Genomic DNA, 20,337 nt, shown 5'->3' on the forward strand with positions numbered 1-20,337 from the left:
GATAACTACAGCCTGACGCGGGAATTATTAAAGCGTTTCCGTGAAGATGAAACCGCACAGCATATTGAATTACTTCGTACCCACTATGCCGATCAGCTGCCGGAACTGTGGGTAGAAATGTTGCATAAAGCACGTGTGCCGGCATCGGTAGTGTATGGTCTTAACCTGCAGGATGGCCGTCGCCGCCAGAGTCTGACGCCTTTGTTACGGGTGTGGAATGGCAACGACAGCCAGATATTTGAGCTGCCTGGTGAGAAGAGCAGCGCCTCGGTATTGTTGGCTGCTGATACGCCGTTATTATTGTGGGAGCAGCGCGGGGCTCCGGTTCTTGATGTTACCGGCGGTACCGATTCCAGTATCCGTTTCTCAATGCTGAAACGGGAAGAGTCCACTTACGCAAATATTGCTGAAAATCTCTCCAGTCAGCATGATTTCCTGAATTTCTCGATTCACAGTCTGCCGGTGGAAGAGCAGGCGATGTTTAAAACCATTCTGCTGATTCCGATTGGTGCGCTGATCGTCTGTGTTCTGCGTATTATTATTGGTATCCGTACATCGGGTACCTTTATGCCGGTATTGATTGCTCTGGCATTTATTCAGACTTCTCTGGTTACCGGTCTGGTCGGTTTTTTACTGGTGGTTGCCACCGGATTATTTATCCGCGGTTATTTATCCCGTCTGAATTTATTATTGGTGGCGCGGATTACCGCTGTGATTATTACCGTGATTGCCATTATCAGTATTTTCAGTGTTCTGTCTTATAAACTGGGGCTGACTGAAGGTCTGAAAATTACCTTTTTCCCGATGATTATTCTGTCCTGGACCATCGAACGGATGTCGATTCTGTGGGAGGAAGAAGGTGGTCGTGAGGTAATGGTGCAGGGCGGTGGCAGTCTGTTGACTGCTGTGCTGGCTTACTGGGCGATGAGTGACCCCTGGGTGCGGCATTTAACATTCAACTTTATTGGTATTCAGTTTATTGTGCTGGCACTGGTACTGCTGATCGGTTCTTACACCGGCTATCGTCTGTTGGAGCTGAAACGCTTCAAGGCGTTTGGGAACTAACGTGTTTACCTTGCCATGGCGTCTTGAACGGCGCGGAATTCTGGGCATGAACCGGCGTAATATCAGCTATATCAGCCGTTATAACCCACGCCGTTTATATCCTCTGGTTGATAATAAACTGAAGACCAAATTACTGGCACAAAAAGCAGGAATAACCACGCCGGCATTAATCGGCACTATTCAGAGTCAGCACGATGTTTCGTTGCTTGCTGATCTGTTGCGTGATGTTCCGGGTTTTGCCATTAAGCCAGCGAAAGGCAGTGGTGGTAAAGGCATTCTGGTTCTCAGCCGGTATGATGATGAGCAGTACGTCAAAAACAGCGGAACTCTGGTGACCCTGGCGGAATTACAGCGTCACGTATCGAATATTCTGTCTGGCCTGTACAGTCTGGGCGGCAGTCCGGATATTGCCATTATTGAAGAACTGATCGAATTTGATCCCAAGCTTGGTGGTTATTCGTTTGAAGGTGTGCCGGATATTCGTGTGATTGTTTGCCGTGGTTATCCGGTGATGGCGATGATGCGTCTTTCTACCCGCAGTTCTGATGGCAAAGCAAACCTGCATCAGGGAGCGGTTGGTGTCGGATTGGATATTGCTACCGGGCGGCCGTTAAATGCGGTGCAGGATGGTTTAAGTGTCGAGCGTCATCCGGATACCGGACGGGAATTATCAGAACTGGTTATTCCGCAATGGGGACAGTTACTGGAATTGGCCGCACGCTGTTATGAGGAGACGGGTCTGGGGTATCTGGGGACCGATATGGTTCTTGACCGTCGTTACGGCCCGATGTTGCTTGAGTTAAATGCCCGTCCGGGACTGACCATTCAGGTTGCTAACGGTTGTGGTCTGTTACCACGCTTACGCAAAATTGATGCTCTGTCCGATGCTGATATTTTCCGGCCGGCAGCGGAGAGGGTAGAGCTAAGCCGCCAGTGGTTTGCGGCAGATCCGTTGCAGCAGGTGGGTTCAGCTGAATTATCAGAAACATAAAATAAATAAAAAGGCCCAACCGGGCCTTTTTATTTATTGTTTCTTTTGCGCTGACCGCGTTTATTCCAGCAGGCTGTCTAGGCCGGATTCCAGTGAGGTGGTTTTCGCCACATCCGCATAAGCCCGGGTCGTATCCATGCCAATCACTTCGGCAACGGCCAGAGGGAACTGTTCAATAATCTGCTCGTCAGTCCAGTTTTTTTCGTGAGCATCTTTCAGATATTTAGCGATGTAAATTACGCCCGCCAACTGAGAATAAGGCTGGTCACTGTCGGGATTATGTTGCTGCAGTATGGCTTGCTGCATTTCTTCCGGGAATTTCCAGCGTTTGGCCAGCTCTGCGCCAACATCCGCATAGTTGTAGCCCAGCAGGCTGGTTTCCAGCGTGTGGCGTTTACCGCCCAGGGCTTCGGCGTCATCAATACTTTTGAGTTCATCAGGAATCACCATATGCATCAGCAAGGTACCGATGGAGTGCAACATGCCGCAGGTAAAGGCAGTTTCCCGGTCGCAATCTTTAACATAGCCGGCAATCCACTTGGATAACGCGCCAATAGCAAAAGAATCACGCCAGAATTTTTTCTGATCAAAGCCTTCCGGTGCCTTGAAAGCGCCAGTGACACCAGAGGCCAGTACCATGGTACGCAGAGTATTAAAGCCGAGCAGCATAATGGCATCGTGGGGATTGGAAACTGTGCGTGACACACCATAATGGGCGGAATTGGCCAGACGCAGAACCTTTGCGGTGAGTGCCTGATCCAGCGCCACTTTATTGCTGATGTCATCAACGTTAACGTCTTCGTCGCGGAAACTTTCAATTAATTCCTGCACGACGCGTGGAATATGGGGCAGTGTCTGGGACTCAGCGAAAATGTTAGCCATGCTCATAGTTATACTTCCTTTGGGTTTCACTGCAATAAAGCATAGGCGAGGAATCCGGAACGGGTAATCTGTGGTGATTCTTTATTGTAATTTTCTGAATCTGTCCTGGTGGGAAAATACTGCTGCTCCGGACAGTAAAAAATGTCACATAAAAGGCGGAAAGCGCCAATAAATCCACATACAGCAACGCTAAGTCTTTGATATTATTGGATGACTTCGGGAGAACAGGTTATGCAGCAACAACGAATCGGTTTTATTGGCATGGGGTTGATGGGTGTACCCATGAGTCAGCGTTTATTAGCTGCTGGCTATCCGCTTATGGTCTGGAACCGTAACCCTGATAAAACCACTGCTCTGTTTCAGGCGGGAGCGCAGGTTGCAGCTTCTGTTGCTGAGCTTGTGGCAGCAAGCGATGTAGTGATGCTCTGCGTAACCGATACCGCGGCGGTTGAATCTGTTGTTTTCGCGGCTGATGGTATTGCAGCTCATGGTCGTACCGGCCAGGTGCTGATTGATTTCTCCAGTATTGATCCGGCGGCGACCCGGCAGATGGCCGAGCGTCTGGAAGCGGCCTGCGGCATGCGCTGGGTTGATGCGCCGGTTTCCGGTGGCGTGGCCGGGGCGGAACAGGGCACTCTGGCGATTATGGCCGGTGGTGACAAAACGCTGATAGACATGCTGCGCCCGTTACTGGCACCGCTATCGCAGCGGGTTACCCGTATGGGACCTGTGGGAGCGGGACAGGTGACCAAGATCTGTAATCAGATGCTGGTAAGTTGCAATGTACTGGTCATGGCTGAAGTGATGGCGCTGGCGGAAAAATCCGGCGTCGATGCGGCACAGATTCCGGCGGCTCTTAAAGGCGGATTTGCCGATTCAGTGCCTCTGCAGCTGACCGGCCCGCGTATGGCAGAGCGCGATTTTGACCCTGTGAAGTGGCACGTAAAGACGCTGTTAAAAGATCTGGATATGGCCAATGATCTGGCCAGAATAATGAAAAGTGCCATTCCAATGGCCGGACTGGGTGCAGAGCTGATGCGTCTGCACGCAAGCCAGGGTAACGCAGAAAAGGATCCCTGCACTCTGGTGACTATGTATACGGAGAAACAAGGGTGAAACTCACCGCAAATCTGTCCCTGATGTACACTGAGCTGCCATTTTTGCAGCGTTTTGCCGCAGCGCACCATGATGGCTTCGGGGCGGTGGAAATCCAGTTTCCTTACGACACACCGATAGAACACATTCAGCAGGCGCTGAGCGAAAATAATCTGCGCTGCGTCCTGATTAATGTACCGGCCGGCGATTTAATGGAAGGCGGTGAGGGGCTGGCTGCTGTACCGGGAAAAACCGCCGAATACGCAGCCGCGATGGTTGAATGCCTGTACTATGCGCGGGCATTAAAAGTCTCGTGTGTGAATGTGTTGCCAGGGCGTTGTAACGACGAAAATAAACGGGTTTTTTACCTCGATACATTTAAAAAGAATCTGCTGAAAACCGCTGAAAGCCTGGCGCCTTTTGGTATCACTACCACCTTTGAAGCGATTAATACCCGCGATATGCCGGGCTTTCTTATTTCATCGGGCCAGCAGATGCTGGATATTATTGCCGAGCTGAATCATCCGGCGATTAAAGCGCAGTTTGATATTTATCATATGGCGCTGATGGGGCATAACGTCTGCGATTTTATTAATCTGCATGCGGCGAAAATCGGTCATATTCAGTTCGCTGATATCCCGAAACGCGGCGAGCCAGGCAGTGGCACGCTGGATTTTCCTGCTATTTTCCGCTGTATCGAAACCTCGGGTTATAAAGGCTGGGTTGGCGCTGAATATAAGCCAACACGGGCAACCTCTATGACCATGCAGTGGAAGCGTGATCTGGCGGTGAATGTCGCCCTTTGTTCATAGATAGCTGACAGAATGAGCTGGCTCAGCTGAACATATCCAGCTGAGAATCATCGGCTTTGCGCGTTCTGGTCTGTGACCGGGCGCGTGGTTTCTTCTCTCCCTTCTCTTCTTTGCTGTCGTTCGCCGTGATTGTCTGTTGCAGTGCAGTGTTCTTTGTTGCGCTGGTGGCAGGCGTGTCTGTGTCAGTACTTATGGGCTCTTCGAACAGGCTGACATTCACGTCATGCTCACGCTTTTCGGCTTCGGAAGGATGGCTTTCGGTAGTAGCCCTGTGTTCCGGTTCAGCAATGCTTGCGCGGATGTCGGTGTCCGGACTGGCAGTATCTGCTGGTGCAACAGGCATATCCCGCTGCGGGGCAAACATATCCAGCTGCGGTATGACAATTTCTTCTTCGTTACCCGCGACGCTTTGTTGTTTGGCGCTGAGCACCTTAAGGCGGCGTTTTTCACACAGATTCACCACCAGTTGCTTCTGGAAGGTTGTGAACTGATTCCAGTAGAGACGTTCGTCGCGGCTGCGGAAGCAGCCTTTGCAGTAGCCGCGGTTGTTCAATTCGCAGATACGGCGGCAAGGACTGGGAATGTCAAAGAGTTCGCCCTGATCAATCATCGGAGTAACAATCAGCTGATAATGACCCAAGATTAACAGGTTCTGCGCCGCAGGAAAGCGTTGGGCAGGCCAATTCTGTACCGTGAGCGGCAGGAAAGCAGGGGAGGCAGAAATGAAACAGCCCACAAACACCGGAGTGCATGTGGGCTGCCAGAAGATGCTTGATCTGACCCGAAAGTCAGATCAGGCGAAAGGCTTACAGAGGAGTTACGTTTTCCGCCTGTGGGCCTTTCTGACCTTGAGTAACTTCCATAGTTACTTTTTGGCCTTCTTGCAGAGTCTTACGACCACCGCCGTTGATAGCACTGAAATGTACGAATACATCTTTGCCAGATTCCTGCTCGATGAAGCCGAAACCTTTTTCGTCATTGAACCACTTGACGGTGCCTTGAACTAAATTTGCCATGCTTTATTTCCTGAGTAATGCGCCAATCAACGATCGGCCTTGCTATATCTTCTGGCATTTTCATCGATACTGGCCGGCGAACCGGGAAGACAATCAATAAATGCCGCTATCGACCAGTATCTTGCATATCTTACGAATATGGAGCACTCGCCAACACACCTGCACACCTGCACAGGCGCGATTATAGTATCTTACTTATTCCCCCTTACCAAGCCTTAGCAAGGCAGTTTGGCAACTATTTGCAACTGTCTGGCAGTTACAGGCGCAGGTGGCGATCTTTTGCTAAACTTGCGCGCCCAAAATCACAGGAAAGCCCGGTGTTTCAGCATATTCAGTGGCCTGCTGACGATCAGGCACAACGACTTTTCCACGGCCGCGGGCATGCCTGGCCGGGCTTCGAGCACCTTAATATTGACTGGTATGCGCCTCTGGTACTGGTCACCCTGTACGCCGAAGTGGACGAATCCTGGCTGTCAGAGCTTGAACAACGGTTGCTGGCAGGCCTTAAGCGTTGCCGTCCCGATCATGCCGGTCAGCTCAGTGTGGTGGTGCAGCACCGTTGTCGTACCGGCGCGCCTTTTACCCTGCTGTGCGGCCAACTACCGGAACAGCTGGTGATTAAAGAGGATGGTCTGAACTACTGGCTGCACCTTAACCGTTCGCAGAATACCGGGCTGTTTCTGGATATGGCCAATGGCCGCCGCTGGGTGCGGGGGCACAGTGATGGGCGGCGGGTGCTGAATCTGTTTGCCTATACCTGTGGTTTCTCGCTGGCGGCGCTGGCCGGTGGTGCCAGTAAAGTGGTGAATGTGGATATGAGCCGCGCGGCGCTGAGTCATGGCCGCGAAAATCATCGTCTGAATGACCACGATCTGAGCCGCGTGGTGTTTGAAGGGGTGGATATCTTTAAATCTTTTGGACGGCTGAAAAAGCACGGTCCTTACGATCTGCTGATCTGCGATCCGCCGACGTTTCAGAAAGGCAGTGTCGATATCCGCCGTGACTACGCCAAGCTGCTGCGGCGACTGCCGGAGCTGATGGTCGCCGGTGGTGATTGCCTGCTGTGTCTGAATGCCCCGGATCTGGGCGAAGATTTTCTGCTGGCAGAGGTGGCGCAGCATGCTCCGGATTGTGTGCTGGTCGAACGGCTGGTCAATCCGCCGGTCTTTATCGAAGCTCAGGCCGGACGCGGTTTAAAGGTACTGCATTTCCGCTACCAGCCCTGAGCTATAAAACCGTCGCCGCTCAGAAATTATGGGCGTCGGCGCGTTTCTCGATCAGTTCAATCTTATAGCCGTCCGGGTCTTCAACAAAGGCAATCACCGTGGTGCCGCCTTTAACCGGGCCGGCTTCACGCACGACATTGCCACCATGATTACGGATGCGCTCACAGGCTTCGGCGGCGTTATCTACTTCGATGGCGATATGGCCGTAAGCGCTGCCCAGATCGTATTCGCTGGTGCCCCAGTTGTAGGTCAGCTCCAGCACTGCGCCTTCGTTTTCCGGCTGATAACCGATAAAGGCCAGGGTGTACTGGTATTCTTCGTTGTCGTGCTTGCGCAGCAGGGTCATGCCCAGCACTTTGGTGTAAAACTCAATGGCGCGGTCCATATCGCCGACGCGCAGCATGGTGTGTAACAGTCGCATGGGAAGCTCCTAGTCTGATGTCTTTTGTTTGAATTCGCACAGGTCTTCGATAATACAGGCGCCGCATTTGGGTTTGCGCGCCACGCAGACATAGCGGCCATGCAGAATCAGCCAGTGGTGGGCATCAAGCTGAAACTCTTTTGGCACGACCCGCATAAGGCGCTGTTCCACTTCATCAACATTTTTACCCGGCGCAATTTTCGTGCGATTAGAGACGCGGAAAATATGGGTGTCGACGGCAATGGTTGGCTGACCAAAGGCCGTGTTCAGCACCACATTAGCGGTTTTGCGTCCGACACCGGGCAGGGCTTCCAGTGCTTCACGGGTTTGCGGCACTTCACCGCCATGTTGTTCAAGCAGAATCTCGCACAACCTGATGACGTTTTTGGCTTTGCTGTTAAACAGGCCGATGGTTTTGATGTATTGCTTTAAACCTTCTTCCCCCAGCGCGCGGATACTTTCAGGGGTATTGGCTACCGGGTAGAGTTTGCGTGTTGCCTTGTTGACGCTGACGTCGGTGGCCTGAGCTGACAGCAGCACGGCAATCAGCAGTTCGAACGGCGTGCTGTATTCCAGCTCCGTTTCCGGATGCGGATTTTCGGCCTTCAGGCGGGAAAATATTTCGATGCGTTTTTCTTTATTCATGCTGATAACAGGCAAAAAGAATCAGCGCCTATGATAACGCTGATCCGGTTCTATTTCGCCTTTTCCACCCGGTTGCGGCCATTTTCTTTGGCTTTGTACAGCGCTTTGTCAGCACGTTTCATTAACTCTTCGATGCTTTCGCCGCTGTTACGCCGCGCGGCACCAAAACTCATGGTGACATTCAGGGTTTTGCTGTTATTGCTTTGGCCGCGCTGTTTTTTGCCCTGACGCTGGGTCTCCGGGCGTTGCTGACGGTTGCGCACAATCAGCGGATAGCTGGCGATGCGCTCGCGGGTTGCTTCAATAAAAGGCAGGCATTCGCTCAGCTCGGATGACGGAAATATCAGGGTAAATTCTTCGCCGCCATAACGGTAAGCGCGTCCGCCACCGCTGGTTTTATTCAGTTGGGCGGCCACCAGACGCAGTACGTCATCGCCGACATCATGGCCATGGGTATCGTTGAATTGTTTGAAATGATCGATATCCGCCATCACCAGCAGGTAGCGGCCATGACGGTGTTTCAGATCATTCATCAGTGCCCTGCGACCGGGAAGGCCAGTGAGTTCGTCAATAAAGGCCAGGTGGTGATTGTTGATCAGCAGGGTGGCAAACAATAAAAGCAGCGACAGGCTGCTGACCAGTACAGAAATCTGGCTGGCATCCAGCCGGTAAAATAACCAGCCATGTAAAAGCAGAAGCGCCAGCAGGGCCAGTGGTGTATCGCTCTGTTGTGGCAGGCGGTTGATAATCAGCGCAGCGCCAAGAGTAAAAGTAACCCACGCAGGCAGTGGCAACAGGCCGGCGCTGGCCTGTTCACGGAAGCCAGCCGTCCAGTCCAGACTGGCTGCATACCAGTCGCTGACGCTCAGTGCCGCTAACGCCAGAAGCTGCAGGCCGAGGATTGCGGGAAATATCATGCCGCCCAGCGACAGTGGCCGTCGTTCGGGTAAATAGCGGATCAGCGCCACATTGACTGGCCACAGCAGGCACAGCCAGAAAAATACCCAGTAAGTGTCGGCGTCACTCAGCTGAACCTGTAAGCGTTGCTGCACCAGAGCATAGGTCGCCAGCGTCAGAATGGTCATCTGGCCGATACGACCCTGATTAAATAACTGGCTTAACAAAAGCAGCAATACACCTAAGGCATAGGGCAGTGCCTGTAACAATAAGCCGTAATCGCTATGCCAGCGTGACATATGGGGCAGGCACAGCCAGGCACTCAACAGGGCAAGCAGGGGCAGGGCGGCGGGCCGGAGGGCAGTGAGGTAAGGCAAAGTTAATCTCAAAGTCATTAATAGTAAGCCAGACCCTAACTATAGACGGCTGCGCTGGCCGCAATTGCAACATTGTGTTGGAGAATGGCAACGAATCTGCGATAAAACGCCTATTTCCTTCGGAGCAGCCCCTATGCAGATTGGTGACCGTTACGAGCTGGAAGCAGAAATTACCGCTGATGTTATTGCCGGTTTTATTGTCGATGCTGCCTGTAGAAGCCCGGAAGAGCGTCAGCCGGCGGTGCTGGCAACGGCAGGTATGATTGCTTTAATGGAGCGTGCGGCTGCACGACTGATGGCGCCATTATTAGAAGCGGGTGAGCTTTCGGTCGGAGTTCATGTGAATGTCACCCATATTGCACCTGTTCCGGCCGGAGCGCTGGTAACCGTCAGTGCTGAGTACCTTGGCAAACCGGCAGATTTTTATGAATTTGAAGTCCGCCTTGAAGATGCGGCGGGTGTAGCCGGTGCCGGTACAGTCGGCCGTGCCATTGTTGCAGAAGAGCGCCTGTTGCAGGTCGCTGCAAAGCGGCATTAACGGTTATTATCCATGGCCTTTTCAGCATAATTATCAGGTGAAGGGCAGGTGTCGCTCAGATATACTTCGCGCTTTATCAGTAAGCGCTTTGTGCCCTGTAACGGCTGTTTTTAAACAAAGGCTTTCCGGGCAGCTTTCTGCCATCCGACTGAATATCCATGGACTACAGCCCCTGAAGGGACCTCTGAGGACAACATCATGATCAGCCCGCGTCTGGCGCTTGCCGCCATTTTTACCTCTGCGCTATTGCTTGCAGGATGCAGCGATAACGATACCGATACCGGCACACAACCATCCGCCGTCAGCAGTACTGCTACTGAGCCGGGCAGCCAGTCAGCCGACCGGTCCGAAAGTAGCGCCGCTGTAACGGATAACAATGTCCCGGTGGACAATAACAGTACCGGGCAGGCTGCAGAGAGCAACGGCAGCAGCGCAAACAGCAAAGCAGAGCCGGCAGCAGCCACCTTATCGACAGCGCAATTGTATGCTGGCGTACCTTTACAGGTAGCGGATATCAGCGAGCAGAATTATGACGATGGCAGTGCCATAGGAATTACCTTTTCTGTGCCGCTGGATGGCAGCAAAAACTTTCAGGGCTATTTATTGGTTGAACGCGAACTGGATAACAGCAAACGTGAGCCGGTAAATGGTGGTTGGGTGTTATCCGATGATGGCCGTACCGCATATTTTGAAAGTGTTGAACCGGACAGCCGCTATTGGGTAACCGTTGATTCCGGTATCCGCGCGATTAACGGTGAAACCCTGCACAAACCCAGTCGTGGTGATGTGAAATTCGGCTCGCTGAGTGCCAGTCTCGCTTTTGCCAGTAATGGCCATTTCTTACCATTAAATCTGCATACCGGTCTGCCACTGTATGCCTTAAACGTCAGCGAAGCCAATGTGGCGTTTCACCGGGTTAATCCGGATAAACTGGTGCGTCTGGTTAACTGGAAAAACCGTGGCCAGAGCGAAAGCTATTACCGTCTGGATGAATTACCACAGTTTTCCGATTTAGTGCACGAAGGCCGCTTTACCCTGCCTGCCGAGCGTAACAAGCGCCGCCAGATTAATTTACCACTGCAGGACATTCCGGCGCTGCGTGAACCGGGTGTTTATCTGGCGGTGATGGCCCGTCCCGGACAGTACGATAACCAGCTTGCCGTCACCTATTTTATGGTTACCGATATCGGTGTGCATATCCGCAATTACGGCAACGGCTTTGATGTTTACCTGAATACTCTGGGCAGCCCGGAGCCGGTCGAAGGCGCACAGGTTCAGTTATTAAACAGCAATGGCAGTGTTGCCTTTGAAGCAACCAGCAGTGCCGCAGGACGCGTCAGCGTACGCCGTAAAATTGATTACGGCCAGGTGCTGGTGGTGCGTAAAGATGAATCCGTCAGTCTGGTGAATTTAAATACTCCGGCGCTTGACCTGTCCGATTTCCGTCTGGCCGACCGTCCATACAACAGTGCCGAACTCTTTATTTATGCACCGCGCGATATTTACCGTGGCGGCGAGACTGCCACCTTCAGCGCTTTGTTGCGTGACGATGATGGCAAGAGTGTTAATTCACGGCCATTAAAAGGCCGTATCATCCGCCCGGATGGTCAGAAAGTTAAAGACATCAACTGGCAGCCGGCAGCCGGTGGTTATTACCAGTATGAATATCCGCTGGCCGCCGATGCCCAGACCGGTAACTGGCGTTTAGAAGTTGAAGGCGTGAGTAAAAACCGCGTGGTGTATCAGTTTAAAGTCGAAGACTTTATGCCTGAGCGTCTGAAGCTGACCTTTAATCCCGGACAAAATACCACCCGTTACTTCACCAGCCGTGAGCGTCTGAATATTCCGGTACTGGGCGAATATTTATACGGTGCACCGGCGGCGGGTAACCGTTTTGATGCCAGCATCCGTGTATCACCATTGGCGCATCCTTTTGAACAGTGGCCGGATTTCCATTTTGGCAATGTACGTGAAACCGACTGGAATCAGCAGTTTATTGAAAACGGTGCGGTTCTGGATAAAGACGGCAAAATCACCCTGCAAATTGATTCCCGCTGGGACGGTGCCAAATCGCCGCTGGCCGTTACCGTCACCGGCAGCCTGTTTGAATCCGGTGGTCGCCCGGTGGTGCGCCGTCATGTTGCCCGCGTATTACCCGGCAATGCACTGGTTGGTATCCGCCCGCTGTTTGGTGACCGTGCGGCACGTAATTCACAGGCCGAATTTGAACTGGTTAAAACCAACGCCAAAGGTGAAAAACTGGCGGCCGATAATCTGCAGGTACGGTTAATAAATCAGAATCGCCGTTACCACTGGCGCTATTCCAGCAACCGCGGCTGGTATGTGGAAACCAGCGAGCGCGAATTTAATGAACTGACACTGACACGCAGCATCACTGCCGGTAATACCGAAAAAGTATCGGTACCGGTCAGCTTCGGCAGCTATCGTCTGGAAATTACCGATAAAAGCACCGGTTTAATCAGCAGCATGACCTTTGATGCCGGTGAAGACTGGTACTGGTATTGGGAAGATGCTCAGGATGCCGAGCAGGGCGCACGCCCGGATAAAGTTGTACTGGCGCTGGATAAAGCTGCTTATGCCGCCGGTGATGTCGCACAACTGAAAATTGTACCGCCAGCGGCCGGTGAAACCCTGGTGCTGATTGAAAGTAATCAGCTGTTGTGGAGTGCCCGGGTTACGACGCCGGCTGAAGGCACCACGCTGGATATTCCGGTCGATGAATCCTGGAACCGTCACGATATTTATATCAGCGCACTGCATTTACAACCGGCCGATAATAAACAGCGCATTACCCCGACCCGTTCGGTGGGGCTGATGCATCTGAAACTGGATCGTGAACCACGTCGTCTGAATATTGCCCTCGATGCCCCGAAAAAGTGGACGCCGAATCAGCGTGTGGTCACCGAAGTGACAGTCAGCGACAGTAACGGTGGTGCCGTTAACAATGCCTGGGTAACCCTGGCGGCGGTGGATGTTGGTGTACTGTCGATCACCGATTTTAAAACCCCCGACCCTTTTGCCTGGTTCTTCAGCCCGCGCCGTTATCTGGTGGATATGTACGATATGTACAGCCATTTAATTGGACTGAATAACAACCGCATGGCGACTCAGCGTTTTGGTGGTGATGCGCCGGAATTAAGCCGTGGTGGTAAAAAAGCCCGCGCCGAAGTACAGATCGTGTCGTTGTTTTCCGGTCAGGTGGCGGTGAAAAATGGCGTTGCCCGCATTCCGCTGCAATTACCCGATTTTAATGGCCGTCTGCGGTTAATGGCGCTGGCCTTTGATGACGAACGTTTCGGCAGTCTGGAGCAGGAAGTCACGGTCGCAGCGCCGGTGGTTACACAGCTGTCGTTGCCGCGTTTTGTCGCCGTGGGTGATGAAACCAGCGTGGCGCTGGACGTTACCAATTTAAGTGGTGAGCAGCAGGTATTAAATCTGCAATTCAGCCTCACTGGCCCGGCCGTCGTGCGTGATAACACACCATTAACCCAGCAGCTGACGCTGGCCGATGGTGAAAAACAAACCCTGTTATTACCTCTGCGTGCAGAGTTTCCGGCAGGGCAGATTGAAATTGGCCTGCAGTTAACCGGTGCCGGTGATTACTCACTGACCCAGAGCTGGAAACTCAACAGCCGTGCCGCCCATCCGGCGCTGACCAAAAAGAAACAGATGGTACTGCAGCCGGGCGAACGTCTGGTGCTGGACGGCAGCGAGATGGATGGCTGGATTCCGCAGTCGCTGGAAGCGCTGCTCAGCGTTAATAACCGCGTGAATTTAAATCCGCGCAGTCAGCTCGAATATCTGTTGCGCTATCCGTATGGCTGTCTGGAGCAATCGTTAAGTTCCACTTATCCGTGGATTTATGCAACACCTGACCAGCTGTCGGATCTGGGTCTGAAAAACAGTAGCGGTCGTAAGCGTGAAAGCGCGCTGGCCAGCGGTATGGATCGTATTGTTAAGCGCCAGATGAATCATGGCGGCTATGGCTTATGGTCAAACCACGACGATTATGAACAGCACTGGTTAACCGCTTATGCCGGTGATTTCCTCACCGACGCCCAGGATGAAGGTGTACGTATTGATGCCGATGTACTGCGTAAAACCCTGAGCCGTCTGCAGGAATATCTGCGTGGCCGCGGTAATTTCAGCGAACGCTGGAATGATCGTCCGGAACTTTACCGTCAGATTTATCAGAGCTACGCGGCTTATGTTCTGGCGCGGCATAAAAAAGCATCGCTGAGTGATATCCGTCGCCTGGCGGGTGAGGCGCGTCTGGATTTACCGGCCCTGCCATTACTGCATCTGGCACTGGCGGCGAAATTACAGGGCGACCAGCAGCTGTCTGATCAGTTAATGGAAAAACTGAAAACCGTGCAGCGTGAAGAAAACTATTACCTCGGTGATTACGGTTCACGCGTGCGTGATACCGCGCAGGTTGTGCGTCTGTTACTGCAGTATCGTCAGCAGCAGAGTTTTGCGCTCAGCCGTGCAGAAGCGCTGGCGCGTATGCTGGAGCGCCGTACCTATCTGAGCACCCAGGAACGTAATGCGGTCTTTATGGCGGCAGTGCAGCTGGATCGTGTGCCGGGTGATGAGTGGAGTGGTGAACTGAGCATGGGCAGCGTATTAAAAACCCTGCAGCAGGCCGGTGAATTTAACCTGCTTGAAAGTGGCAGCAGCCTGCGTGATGGCGTAACCCTGAGCAATACCAGCAGCGATCCGTTATTCGCCACACTGATGTATCAGGGCCACAGCAAACTGGCACCGCCGGCAGAAAGTAATGGTGTGAGTATTCAGCGCCGTTATTTCACCACCGATGGTCAGGCAATTATTGCGGATGACGGTGCACTGCGCATGAAAGTCGGTGAGCTGATGCTGGTGCAGCTGGAAGTAAAAGCGGATAAACGCCGCCCTGATTTATTGCTGGTGGATTTATTACCGGCCGGTCTGGAGCTGGAAAATCAGAACTTAAGCGCATCGATCAAGCTGGATGAAATCAATATCGATACTCAGCCGGTGGCCGAATGGCAGCGTCGTTCGCGTATTTCTCATCAGGAATACCGTGACGACCGTTATGTCGCCGCCATTGATGCCAATTCTTACAGCACCACCCGGGTATTTTATCTGGTGCGGGCGGTAACGCCGGGTAATTATCAGGTGCCGGTGCCGCTGGTTGAAGATATGTACGACCCGGAAACCCGTGCGCTGGGTACCACGCCGGATATTCTGTTTGTTACTCAGCCCTGATTCTCTGATGTTGAAGTGTCAGTCAGAAGAGTCCTCTGAGTGAGTAACATACCCGCCAATCGTGCCGCGTTTAACGCGGCACGTTTTTTCCGCCTGCCACAGAACAGGGCAGCCCGCTTTTTGCTGTGGCTGGTATTTTTTTGTTTGCTGTTAAAAAGTGCCGATTGGTTATGGCCACTGGCCGTACCCGATCCACAACGCCAGACAGAAGGCGCGCAGAATGATTTTGCCCAGCTGGTGGTTGATCGCCATGAACGGCCGTTGCGTGCCTTTGCCGATAGCAATGGCGTCTGGCGTTATCCGGTAGAGCTGAGCGAAGTATCGCCTTTTTATAAAGATGCATTACTGAATTATGAAGACCGCTGGTTTTATTATCACCCCGGAATAAATCCTTTCGCGCTGCTGCGTGCCGCCTGGCAAAACTGGCGCTGCGGTTGTGTGGTATCCGGTGGTTCGACCATCTCCATGCAGGTGGCGCGGCGTTTTCACCCGCATTCCCGTTCCGTCGGCGGCAAGCTGGAACAGGCACTGCGGGCATTGCAGCTGGAATGGCATTACAGCAAAGAGGAAATATTCACCCTGTATTTAAATTACGCGCCCATGGGCGGCGTGATTGAAGGGGTAGGGGCGGCCAGCCGTTTATATCTGGATAAACCGGCACTGGACTTATCGCTGGCCGAGTCGGCATTAATGGCGGTATTACCGCAGGCGCCGTCACGCCTGCGCCCCGACCGCTATCCGCAGCGGGCGTTAAATGCACGTAATAAAGTGCTGCAGCGGATGCTGGAATTTGGCGTGATTACAGCGACGGATTATCAGCAGGCGCTGCTGGAACCTGTGCTGGCCTATCAGCCGCATACGCCGCAGCTGGCACCGTTACTGGCGCGGGAATTACGCCGGCAAAATGCCGATAAAAGCCTGATTAAAACCACGCTGGATGCCGATTTACAGTACGAGATAGAAGATTATCTGGCGCAGGAAATTCAGCGTTTTCCGCCCAGTCATTCTGCCGCCATTCTGGTGCTGGATAATGCCAGCCACGAAGTCCGGGCTTATGCCGGGTCGGCCGATTTTGCCGACGATTCACGCTTTGGCCATGTCGATATGGTGCAGGCGCAGCGCTCGCCGGGCTCAACCTTAAAACCTTTTATTTATGGTCTGGCGATAGAAGACGGGCTGATTCACTCCGCCAGTTTATTGCGCGATGTACCGCGTTATTTTACCGACTATCAGCCGGAAAACTTTACCCGCCATTTTTCCGGCCCGGTGTCGGCCACTGAGGCGTTACGGCAGTCGCTTAATTTACCGGTCGTGCAGGTGCTGGAAGCCGTTACTCCGGAGCACTTTGCCGCCGCTCTTGCCAATGCCGGAGCACGCTACCGTATTCCCGGTGACGGTAAAGCCAACCTGAGTATGGCGCTGGGTGGTGGTGGGTTATCGCTGGCGCAGCTGGTGCAGCTGTATTCCTCCATCGCTAATCAGGGGCAGGTGTGGCCGCTGCGTTATCTGACGGAAGAGTCACCATCGGCTGCCGGCTCACGCTGGTTATTTTCGGCAGAAACCGCCTGGGTGCTGAATGATATGTTGCGCAGTCCGCGTCCGGACCGTGCGCGCAGCTATGCCCTGCAGGATAACGACCGCAGCATCGCCTGGAAGACCGGTACCAGTTATGGCTTCCGTGATGCCTGGGCGGTTGGGGTAACACCGGCTTATACCATTGGTGTGTGGTTTGGCCGTCCGGACGGTACGCCATCGCCCGGACATTATGGTGCGCTCAGTGCGCTGCCGGTGTTGTTCCAGCTATTTGACCGCATCGAACATAAACCTGAGCTGTTGCCGCAGCCAGAGCAGGTCAGTCAGGAAACCATTTGCTGGCCGTTGGGTAAGAGTGCCGCGGAAACGCCGGCCGATCAGTGCTTCCAGACCCATAAAGCCTGGCTGGTACGGCGTCAGCTGCCGCCGACCTTACGCGATGAACGCAGCGATGGTTTATGGCGTAACCCGTTAACCTACTGGACCAGCGAGCGCGGCCTGCTGGTTGATGGCAGTTGTGATGTGCCCGCACGCATAGCGCATCAGCTGGCACTCTGGCCACGACCGCTGGAACACTGGCTGCCGGCCAGTCAGCGCCTGCGTAACCGTTTACCCGCCGTTGATCCGCGCTGCAGCGAGCCTCCGGCGCTGGCGCTGGAGCCACTGCAGATTACCGGTATTCAGGATGGCCTGATTCTGCGCTCCAGCCGTACCCGTGCCGGCGGCAGCGCTGCCTTACCGGAAATTTCTCTGCACGCTCAGGGCGGTCTTGGCCAGCGCGACTGGTATGTGAATGGGCTGCACGTTGGCAGCAGTGGTGAGGCCGAAACCCTCAGCTACCGCTTCAGCGTGACCGGTGAACAGGAAGTGGTGGTGATGGATGCGCAGGGCGAGTTAGACCGGCGTACACTGCAGGTAGAATAAACCTGACCCTTATGCTTTCCGGTCGCGGCAGGCTGTTGGTTTACGCGGACGCGTGCTATAACGCGCGCGCTTCGTATTTATTTACTCCGCTGCCGCTTTCTTTTGTGGATACCACCATGCTGACGCCGTCTTCCGTCTTTAACGATGTGTACATTATTGAACCCAGACTCTATGAAGATGAGCGCGGCTTCTTTATGGAAACCTTCCGTCAGGAATGGCTGGACGATCTGACCGGCGGCGCGGTTTTTGTGCAGGATAACCATTCAGCTTCCCATCAGGGGGTTTTGCGCGGTCTGCACTACCAGCTGGAACAACCGCAGGGCAAATTAGTGCGTGTGGTGGCAGGCCGTGTGTTTGATGTGATTGTCGATATGCGCCGCTCTTCGCCAACCTTTGGCCGCTGGCAGGGCTTCGAATTATCCGCTGACAACCGCCACCAGTTATGGGTGCCGCCGGGTTTCGCCCACGGCTTTTATACCCTGAGTGAACGGGCCGAATGTCTGTATCGCTGTAGCGGGTATTATCACGCACAAAGTGAACGCATTCTGCGCTGGGATGACGCGGATCTTGCTATCCGCTGGCCGTTACAGGGCGAGCCAAAATTGTCTGAAAAAGACGCACGGGGTACCTCGTTTAAACAGGCTGATTATTTCGTATGACGCCGGTTAACGTATTACTGACCGGTGCCGGTGGTCAGCTGGGCCGGAGTCTGCAGGCAAGCTGCCCGGACTGGGTCAGACTGCGCGCCTGTGATCATCAGGCACTGGATATCTGCGACGACAACGCATTGCGCCAGGCCTGTGACGGACAACAGCTGGTGATTAACTGCGCCGCGTTTACCGCCGTCGATCAGGCAGAAATTCAGCCAGAAAAAGCGTACCGCGTAAATGCTCAGGCCGTTGCGGTACTGGCAGAAATCTGTCGTCAGCAGGGCGCGCGTTTACTGCATCTTTCCACCGATTATGTGTTTTCCGCAGGCGGCAATACACCGCTGACGCCGGAGGCTGAAACCGGCCCGCTGAATATTTACGGTCAGTCTAAATTAGCGGGTGAACAACAGGCGGTAGGTATTTTAAAAGACGATCTGCTGGTTATCCGCAGCGCCTGGCTGTACAGCCATTATGGCCATAATTTTTTACGTACCATGCTTGGCCTGATGCAGACCGGTCGTGATCTGCAGGTGGTGGATGACCAGTACGGGTCACCGACTTCCGCAACAGAGCTGGCTGAAGTTATCTGGCAGTCTGCGTGGCTGCTTTATAACGGGCAATTACAGGGTGTTTATCACTGGGCGGGCAGCGGTGTGGCCAGCTGGTATGAATTTGCCTGTGAAATACAGCGGCAGGCGCTTAGCCTTGGGCTGTTAACACAAAAGGTCGAAATTACCCCGCTCAGCAGTGTTGCCTATGCTGCAAATAATCCGGCGATTCTCGCCGAACGTCCTGCGTTTAGCGCACTGGAGCCGGCGGCATTAAATGCCCGGCTGCAACGACAACCTGTCTGCTGGCGCGCAAGCCTGCAGCGTAGTCTGGAATCTCTCTGATGAAACGTTTACTGATAACCGGCGGTGCGGGATTTATCGGGGCCAACTTTGTTGAATACTGGCAGGAAGAGCATCCGCAGGATTTTATTGTGGTGCTCGATATCCTCAGTTACGCCGGTAATAAAGCCAATTTAGCTGAGGCGTTAAAACGGCCGAATACCGTATTTGTGCAGGGCAGTATTAACGACCGCAGCCTGGTTGAATATTTACTGGCTTTTTATCGCCTGAATACGATCGTTAACTTTGCTGCAGAGTCCCACGTCGACCGTTCGATCAGTGCACCGGAACAATTTGTCGAAACCAATATTGTCGGCATGCTGAATTTGTTACAGGCAGCCCGGCAGGTCTGGATTGAAGAGCCGCTTAAGGCGGGCGATACGGTGTTGCCGCATCGTTTTCATCATGTTTCAACCGATGAAGTGTTCGGTGATCTGGGTGAAGAGGGTGAACCTTTCAGCGAGCACAGCCGTTATCAGCCGAGTAATCCTTATGCCGCCACCAAAGCGGCGTCTGATCATTTGTTAAATGCCTGGGCGAGAACCTACGGGCTGAATGTGAGTTTATCGAATTGTTCCAACAATTTCGGCCGTTACCAGTATCCGGAAAAACTGATGCCACGGATGATTACCAACATTCTGTTTGAGCGGCCTTTAACGGTATTCGGTAATGGTCAGCAGGTACGCGACTGGTTATATGTAAAGGATCACGCAGCAGGTATCGATCGTATTCTTGGCGCCGGAAAAGCAGGCAGCAATTACAATATCGGCGGCCATAATGAACAGACCAATCTGCAGTTTATTCAGTTGTTGTGCGGCCTTCTCAACGATGAGTTTGCCCGCGATGCCTCGCTGGCAGAACGTTATCCGCAGGCCCTGAGTGCCATCGCCGGACGTTCGCAACAGCTGATTACCCATGTGCAGGACAGGCCGGGGCATGACATGCGTTACGCCATTAATGCCGGAAAAATCAGCAGGGAATTAGGATTTATGCCGCAGCATGATTTTGCCGCTGCGATGCTGGATACCGTGCGCTGGTATCTGCAGCATCCGCACTGGTTTGCGGCTCATTAACGGGCTGAGCAGAACGCTCAGCCGCATTAAATAC

At 53.3% G+C, this 20,337-nt stretch carries 17 protein-coding genes; 11 read left to right on the forward strand and 6 right to left on the reverse strand.

Going from position 1 to position 20,337, the window contains the following annotated elements:
- Both B3P58_RS12635 and B3P58_RS12640 read left to right on the forward strand, forming a co-directional pair.
- Positions 1 to 1,065, forward strand: a 1,065-nt coding sequence (locus tag B3P58_RS12635) for a 7TM domain-containing protein (protein ID WP_286717885.1), incomplete at its 5' end; no start/stop codon positions are given.
- 1 nt (position 1,066) lies between these two features.
- Positions 1,067 to 2,056 carry an alpha-L-glutamate ligase-like protein gene (locus tag B3P58_RS12640; protein ID WP_225690925.1) on the forward strand — a complete coding sequence of 330 codons (990 nt, stop codon included), beginning with the start codon at positions 1,067 to 1,069 and terminating at the stop codon, positions 2,054 to 2,056.
- 60 nt (positions 2,057 to 2,116) lie between these two features.
- Here B3P58_RS12640 and B3P58_RS12645 read toward each other — a convergent pair whose 3' ends face one another.
- Positions 2,117 to 2,944, reverse strand: a complete 828-nt coding sequence (locus B3P58_RS12645; RefSeq protein WP_286717888.1) for an HDOD domain-containing protein — start codon at positions 2,942 to 2,944, stop codon at positions 2,117 to 2,119.
- Between the two features lie 225 nt (positions 2,945 to 3,169).
- Here B3P58_RS12645 and B3P58_RS12650 point away from each other — a divergent pair, with 225 nt between their 5' ends.
- Both B3P58_RS12650 and B3P58_RS12655 read left to right on the forward strand, forming a co-directional pair.
- Positions 3,170 to 4,054, forward strand: a complete 885-nt coding sequence (locus tag B3P58_RS12650) for an NAD(P)-dependent oxidoreductase (RefSeq protein WP_286717890.1) — start codon at positions 3,170 to 3,172, stop codon at positions 4,052 to 4,054.
- Positions 4,051 to 4,845: a hydroxypyruvate isomerase family protein gene (locus B3P58_RS12655; RefSeq protein ID WP_225690922.1), complete on the forward strand. Its 795-nt coding sequence runs from the start codon at positions 4,051 to 4,053 to the stop codon at positions 4,843 to 4,845. The genes B3P58_RS12650 and B3P58_RS12655 overlap by 4 nt, the downstream gene beginning before the upstream one ends.
- Positions 4,846 to 4,867: 22 nt before the next feature.
- Here the strand turns inward: B3P58_RS12655 and B3P58_RS12660 are convergent, their stop codons facing one another.
- Positions 4,868 to 5,485, reverse strand: coding sequence for a DUF1289 domain-containing protein (locus tag B3P58_RS12660; RefSeq protein WP_286717893.1), 618 nt, complete (start codon positions 5,483 to 5,485; stop codon positions 4,868 to 4,870).
- Between the two features lie 166 nt (positions 5,486 to 5,651).
- Positions 5,652 to 5,861: a cold-shock protein gene (locus B3P58_RS12665; protein WP_145470041.1), complete on the reverse strand. Its 210-nt coding sequence runs from the start codon at positions 5,859 to 5,861 to the stop codon at positions 5,652 to 5,654.
- A gap of 317 nt (positions 5,862 to 6,178) precedes the next feature.
- Here B3P58_RS12665 and B3P58_RS12670 point away from each other — a divergent pair, with 317 nt between their 5' ends.
- A complete protein-coding gene (locus B3P58_RS12670) occupies positions 6,179 to 7,087 on the forward strand; it encodes a class I SAM-dependent methyltransferase (RefSeq protein ID WP_286717896.1) in 909 nt (302 codons plus the stop codon).
- A 19-nt stretch (positions 7,088 to 7,106) separates the two neighbouring features.
- On the opposite strand, the gene gloA is transcribed toward B3P58_RS12670, so the two are convergent.
- The 3 genes from gloA to B3P58_RS12685 are packed head-to-tail and all read right to left on the reverse strand — an operon-like array spanning position 7,107 to position 9,349.
- Entirely contained in the window at positions 7,107 to 7,508 is a 402-nt protein-coding gene (gene gloA, locus B3P58_RS12675; RefSeq protein WP_286717899.1) for a lactoylglutathione lyase, read from the reverse strand.
- A gap of 9 nt (positions 7,509 to 7,517) precedes the next feature.
- Positions 7,518 to 8,153 carry an endonuclease III gene (nth, locus tag B3P58_RS12680; RefSeq protein WP_145470044.1) on the reverse strand — a complete coding sequence of 212 codons (636 nt, stop codon included), beginning with the start codon at positions 8,151 to 8,153 and terminating at the stop codon, positions 7,518 to 7,520.
- Between the two features lie 50 nt (positions 8,154 to 8,203).
- On the reverse strand, positions 8,204 to 9,349 hold the full coding sequence (locus B3P58_RS12685) for a GGDEF domain-containing protein (protein WP_286717904.1): 1,146 nt from the start codon (positions 9,347 to 9,349) through the stop codon (positions 8,204 to 8,206).
- Positions 9,350 to 9,560: 211 nt separating this feature from the next.
- Between B3P58_RS12685 and B3P58_RS12690 the strand changes: the two genes are divergently transcribed.
- The 6 genes from B3P58_RS12690 (at position 9,561) to rfbB (ending at position 20,303) form a co-directional block, all read left to right on the forward strand.
- A complete protein-coding gene (locus B3P58_RS12690) occupies positions 9,561 to 9,965 on the forward strand; it encodes a thioesterase family protein (RefSeq protein WP_286717907.1) in 405 nt (134 codons plus the stop codon).
- Positions 9,966 to 10,163: 198 nt separating this feature from the next.
- Positions 10,164 to 15,233: an MG2 domain-containing protein gene (locus B3P58_RS12695; protein WP_286717909.1), complete on the forward strand. Its 5,070-nt coding sequence runs from the start codon at positions 10,164 to 10,166 to the stop codon at positions 15,231 to 15,233.
- A gap of 39 nt (positions 15,234 to 15,272) precedes the next feature.
- Positions 15,273 to 17,690, forward strand: coding sequence for a penicillin-binding protein 1C (gene pbpC / locus B3P58_RS12700; RefSeq protein WP_286717910.1), 2,418 nt, complete (start codon positions 15,273 to 15,275; stop codon positions 17,688 to 17,690).
- Between the two features lie 116 nt (positions 17,691 to 17,806).
- Complete coding sequence (gene rfbC, locus B3P58_RS12705; RefSeq protein ID WP_286717913.1) at positions 17,807 to 18,349, forward strand: dTDP-4-dehydrorhamnose 3,5-epimerase; 543 nt, start codon at positions 17,807 to 17,809, stop codon at positions 18,347 to 18,349.
- The gene (gene rfbD, locus B3P58_RS12710; protein WP_286717916.1) at positions 18,346 to 19,233 is read left to right on the forward strand and encodes a dTDP-4-dehydrorhamnose reductase; all 888 of its coding nucleotides are present in this window, start codon (positions 18,346 to 18,348) and stop codon (positions 19,231 to 19,233) included. The genes rfbC and rfbD overlap by 4 nt, the downstream gene beginning before the upstream one ends.
- Positions 19,233 to 20,303, forward strand: a complete 1,071-nt coding sequence (gene rfbB / locus B3P58_RS12715) for a dTDP-glucose 4,6-dehydratase (protein WP_286717918.1) — start codon at positions 19,233 to 19,235, stop codon at positions 20,301 to 20,303. Before rfbD ends, rfbB begins: the two co-directional genes overlap by 1 nt.
- Positions 20,304 to 20,337 lie beyond the last annotated feature (34 nt).

The sequence above is a fragment of the Thalassolituus sp. UBA2009 genome, from assembly GCF_002335285.1.
GTDB classification, from domain to species: Bacteria; Pseudomonadota; Gammaproteobacteria; order Pseudomonadales; family Oceanobacteraceae; genus Venatoribacter; species Venatoribacter alkanivorans.

Excerpts from the sequence above, each read along its gene's own strand:
- B3P58_RS12645 (WP_286717888.1), bottom strand. The coding sequence starts at position 2,944 with ATGAGCATGGCTAACATTTTCGCTGAGTCCCAGACACTGCCCCATATT.
- B3P58_RS12650 (WP_286717890.1), top strand. The coding sequence starts at position 3,170 with ATGCAGCAACAACGAATCGGTTTTATTGGCATGGGGTTGATGGGTGTA.
- B3P58_RS12665 (WP_145470041.1), bottom strand. The coding sequence starts at position 5,861 with ATGGCAAATTTAGTTCAAGGCACCGTCAAGTGGTTCAATGACGAAAAA.
- gloA (WP_286717899.1), bottom strand. The coding sequence starts at position 7,508 with ATGCGACTGTTACACACCATGCTGCGCGTCGGCGATATGGACCGCGCC.
- nth (WP_145470044.1), bottom strand. The coding sequence starts at position 8,153 with ATGAATAAAGAAAAACGCATCGAAATATTTTCCCGCCTGAAGGCCGAA.
- B3P58_RS12685 (WP_286717904.1), bottom strand. The coding sequence starts at position 9,349 with ATGTCACGCTGGCATAGCGATTACGGCTTATTGTTACAGGCACTGCCC.
- B3P58_RS12690 (WP_286717907.1), top strand. The coding sequence starts at position 9,561 with ATGCAGATTGGTGACCGTTACGAGCTGGAAGCAGAAATTACCGCTGAT.
- B3P58_RS12695 (WP_286717909.1), top strand. The coding sequence starts at position 10,164 with ATGATCAGCCCGCGTCTGGCGCTTGCCGCCATTTTTACCTCTGCGCTA.
- rfbC (WP_286717913.1), top strand. The coding sequence starts at position 17,807 with ATGCTGACGCCGTCTTCCGTCTTTAACGATGTGTACATTATTGAACCC.
- rfbD (WP_286717916.1), top strand. The coding sequence starts at position 18,346 with ATGACGCCGGTTAACGTATTACTGACCGGTGCCGGTGGTCAGCTGGGC.
- rfbB (WP_286717918.1), top strand. The coding sequence starts at position 19,233 with ATGAAACGTTTACTGATAACCGGCGGTGCGGGATTTATCGGGGCCAAC.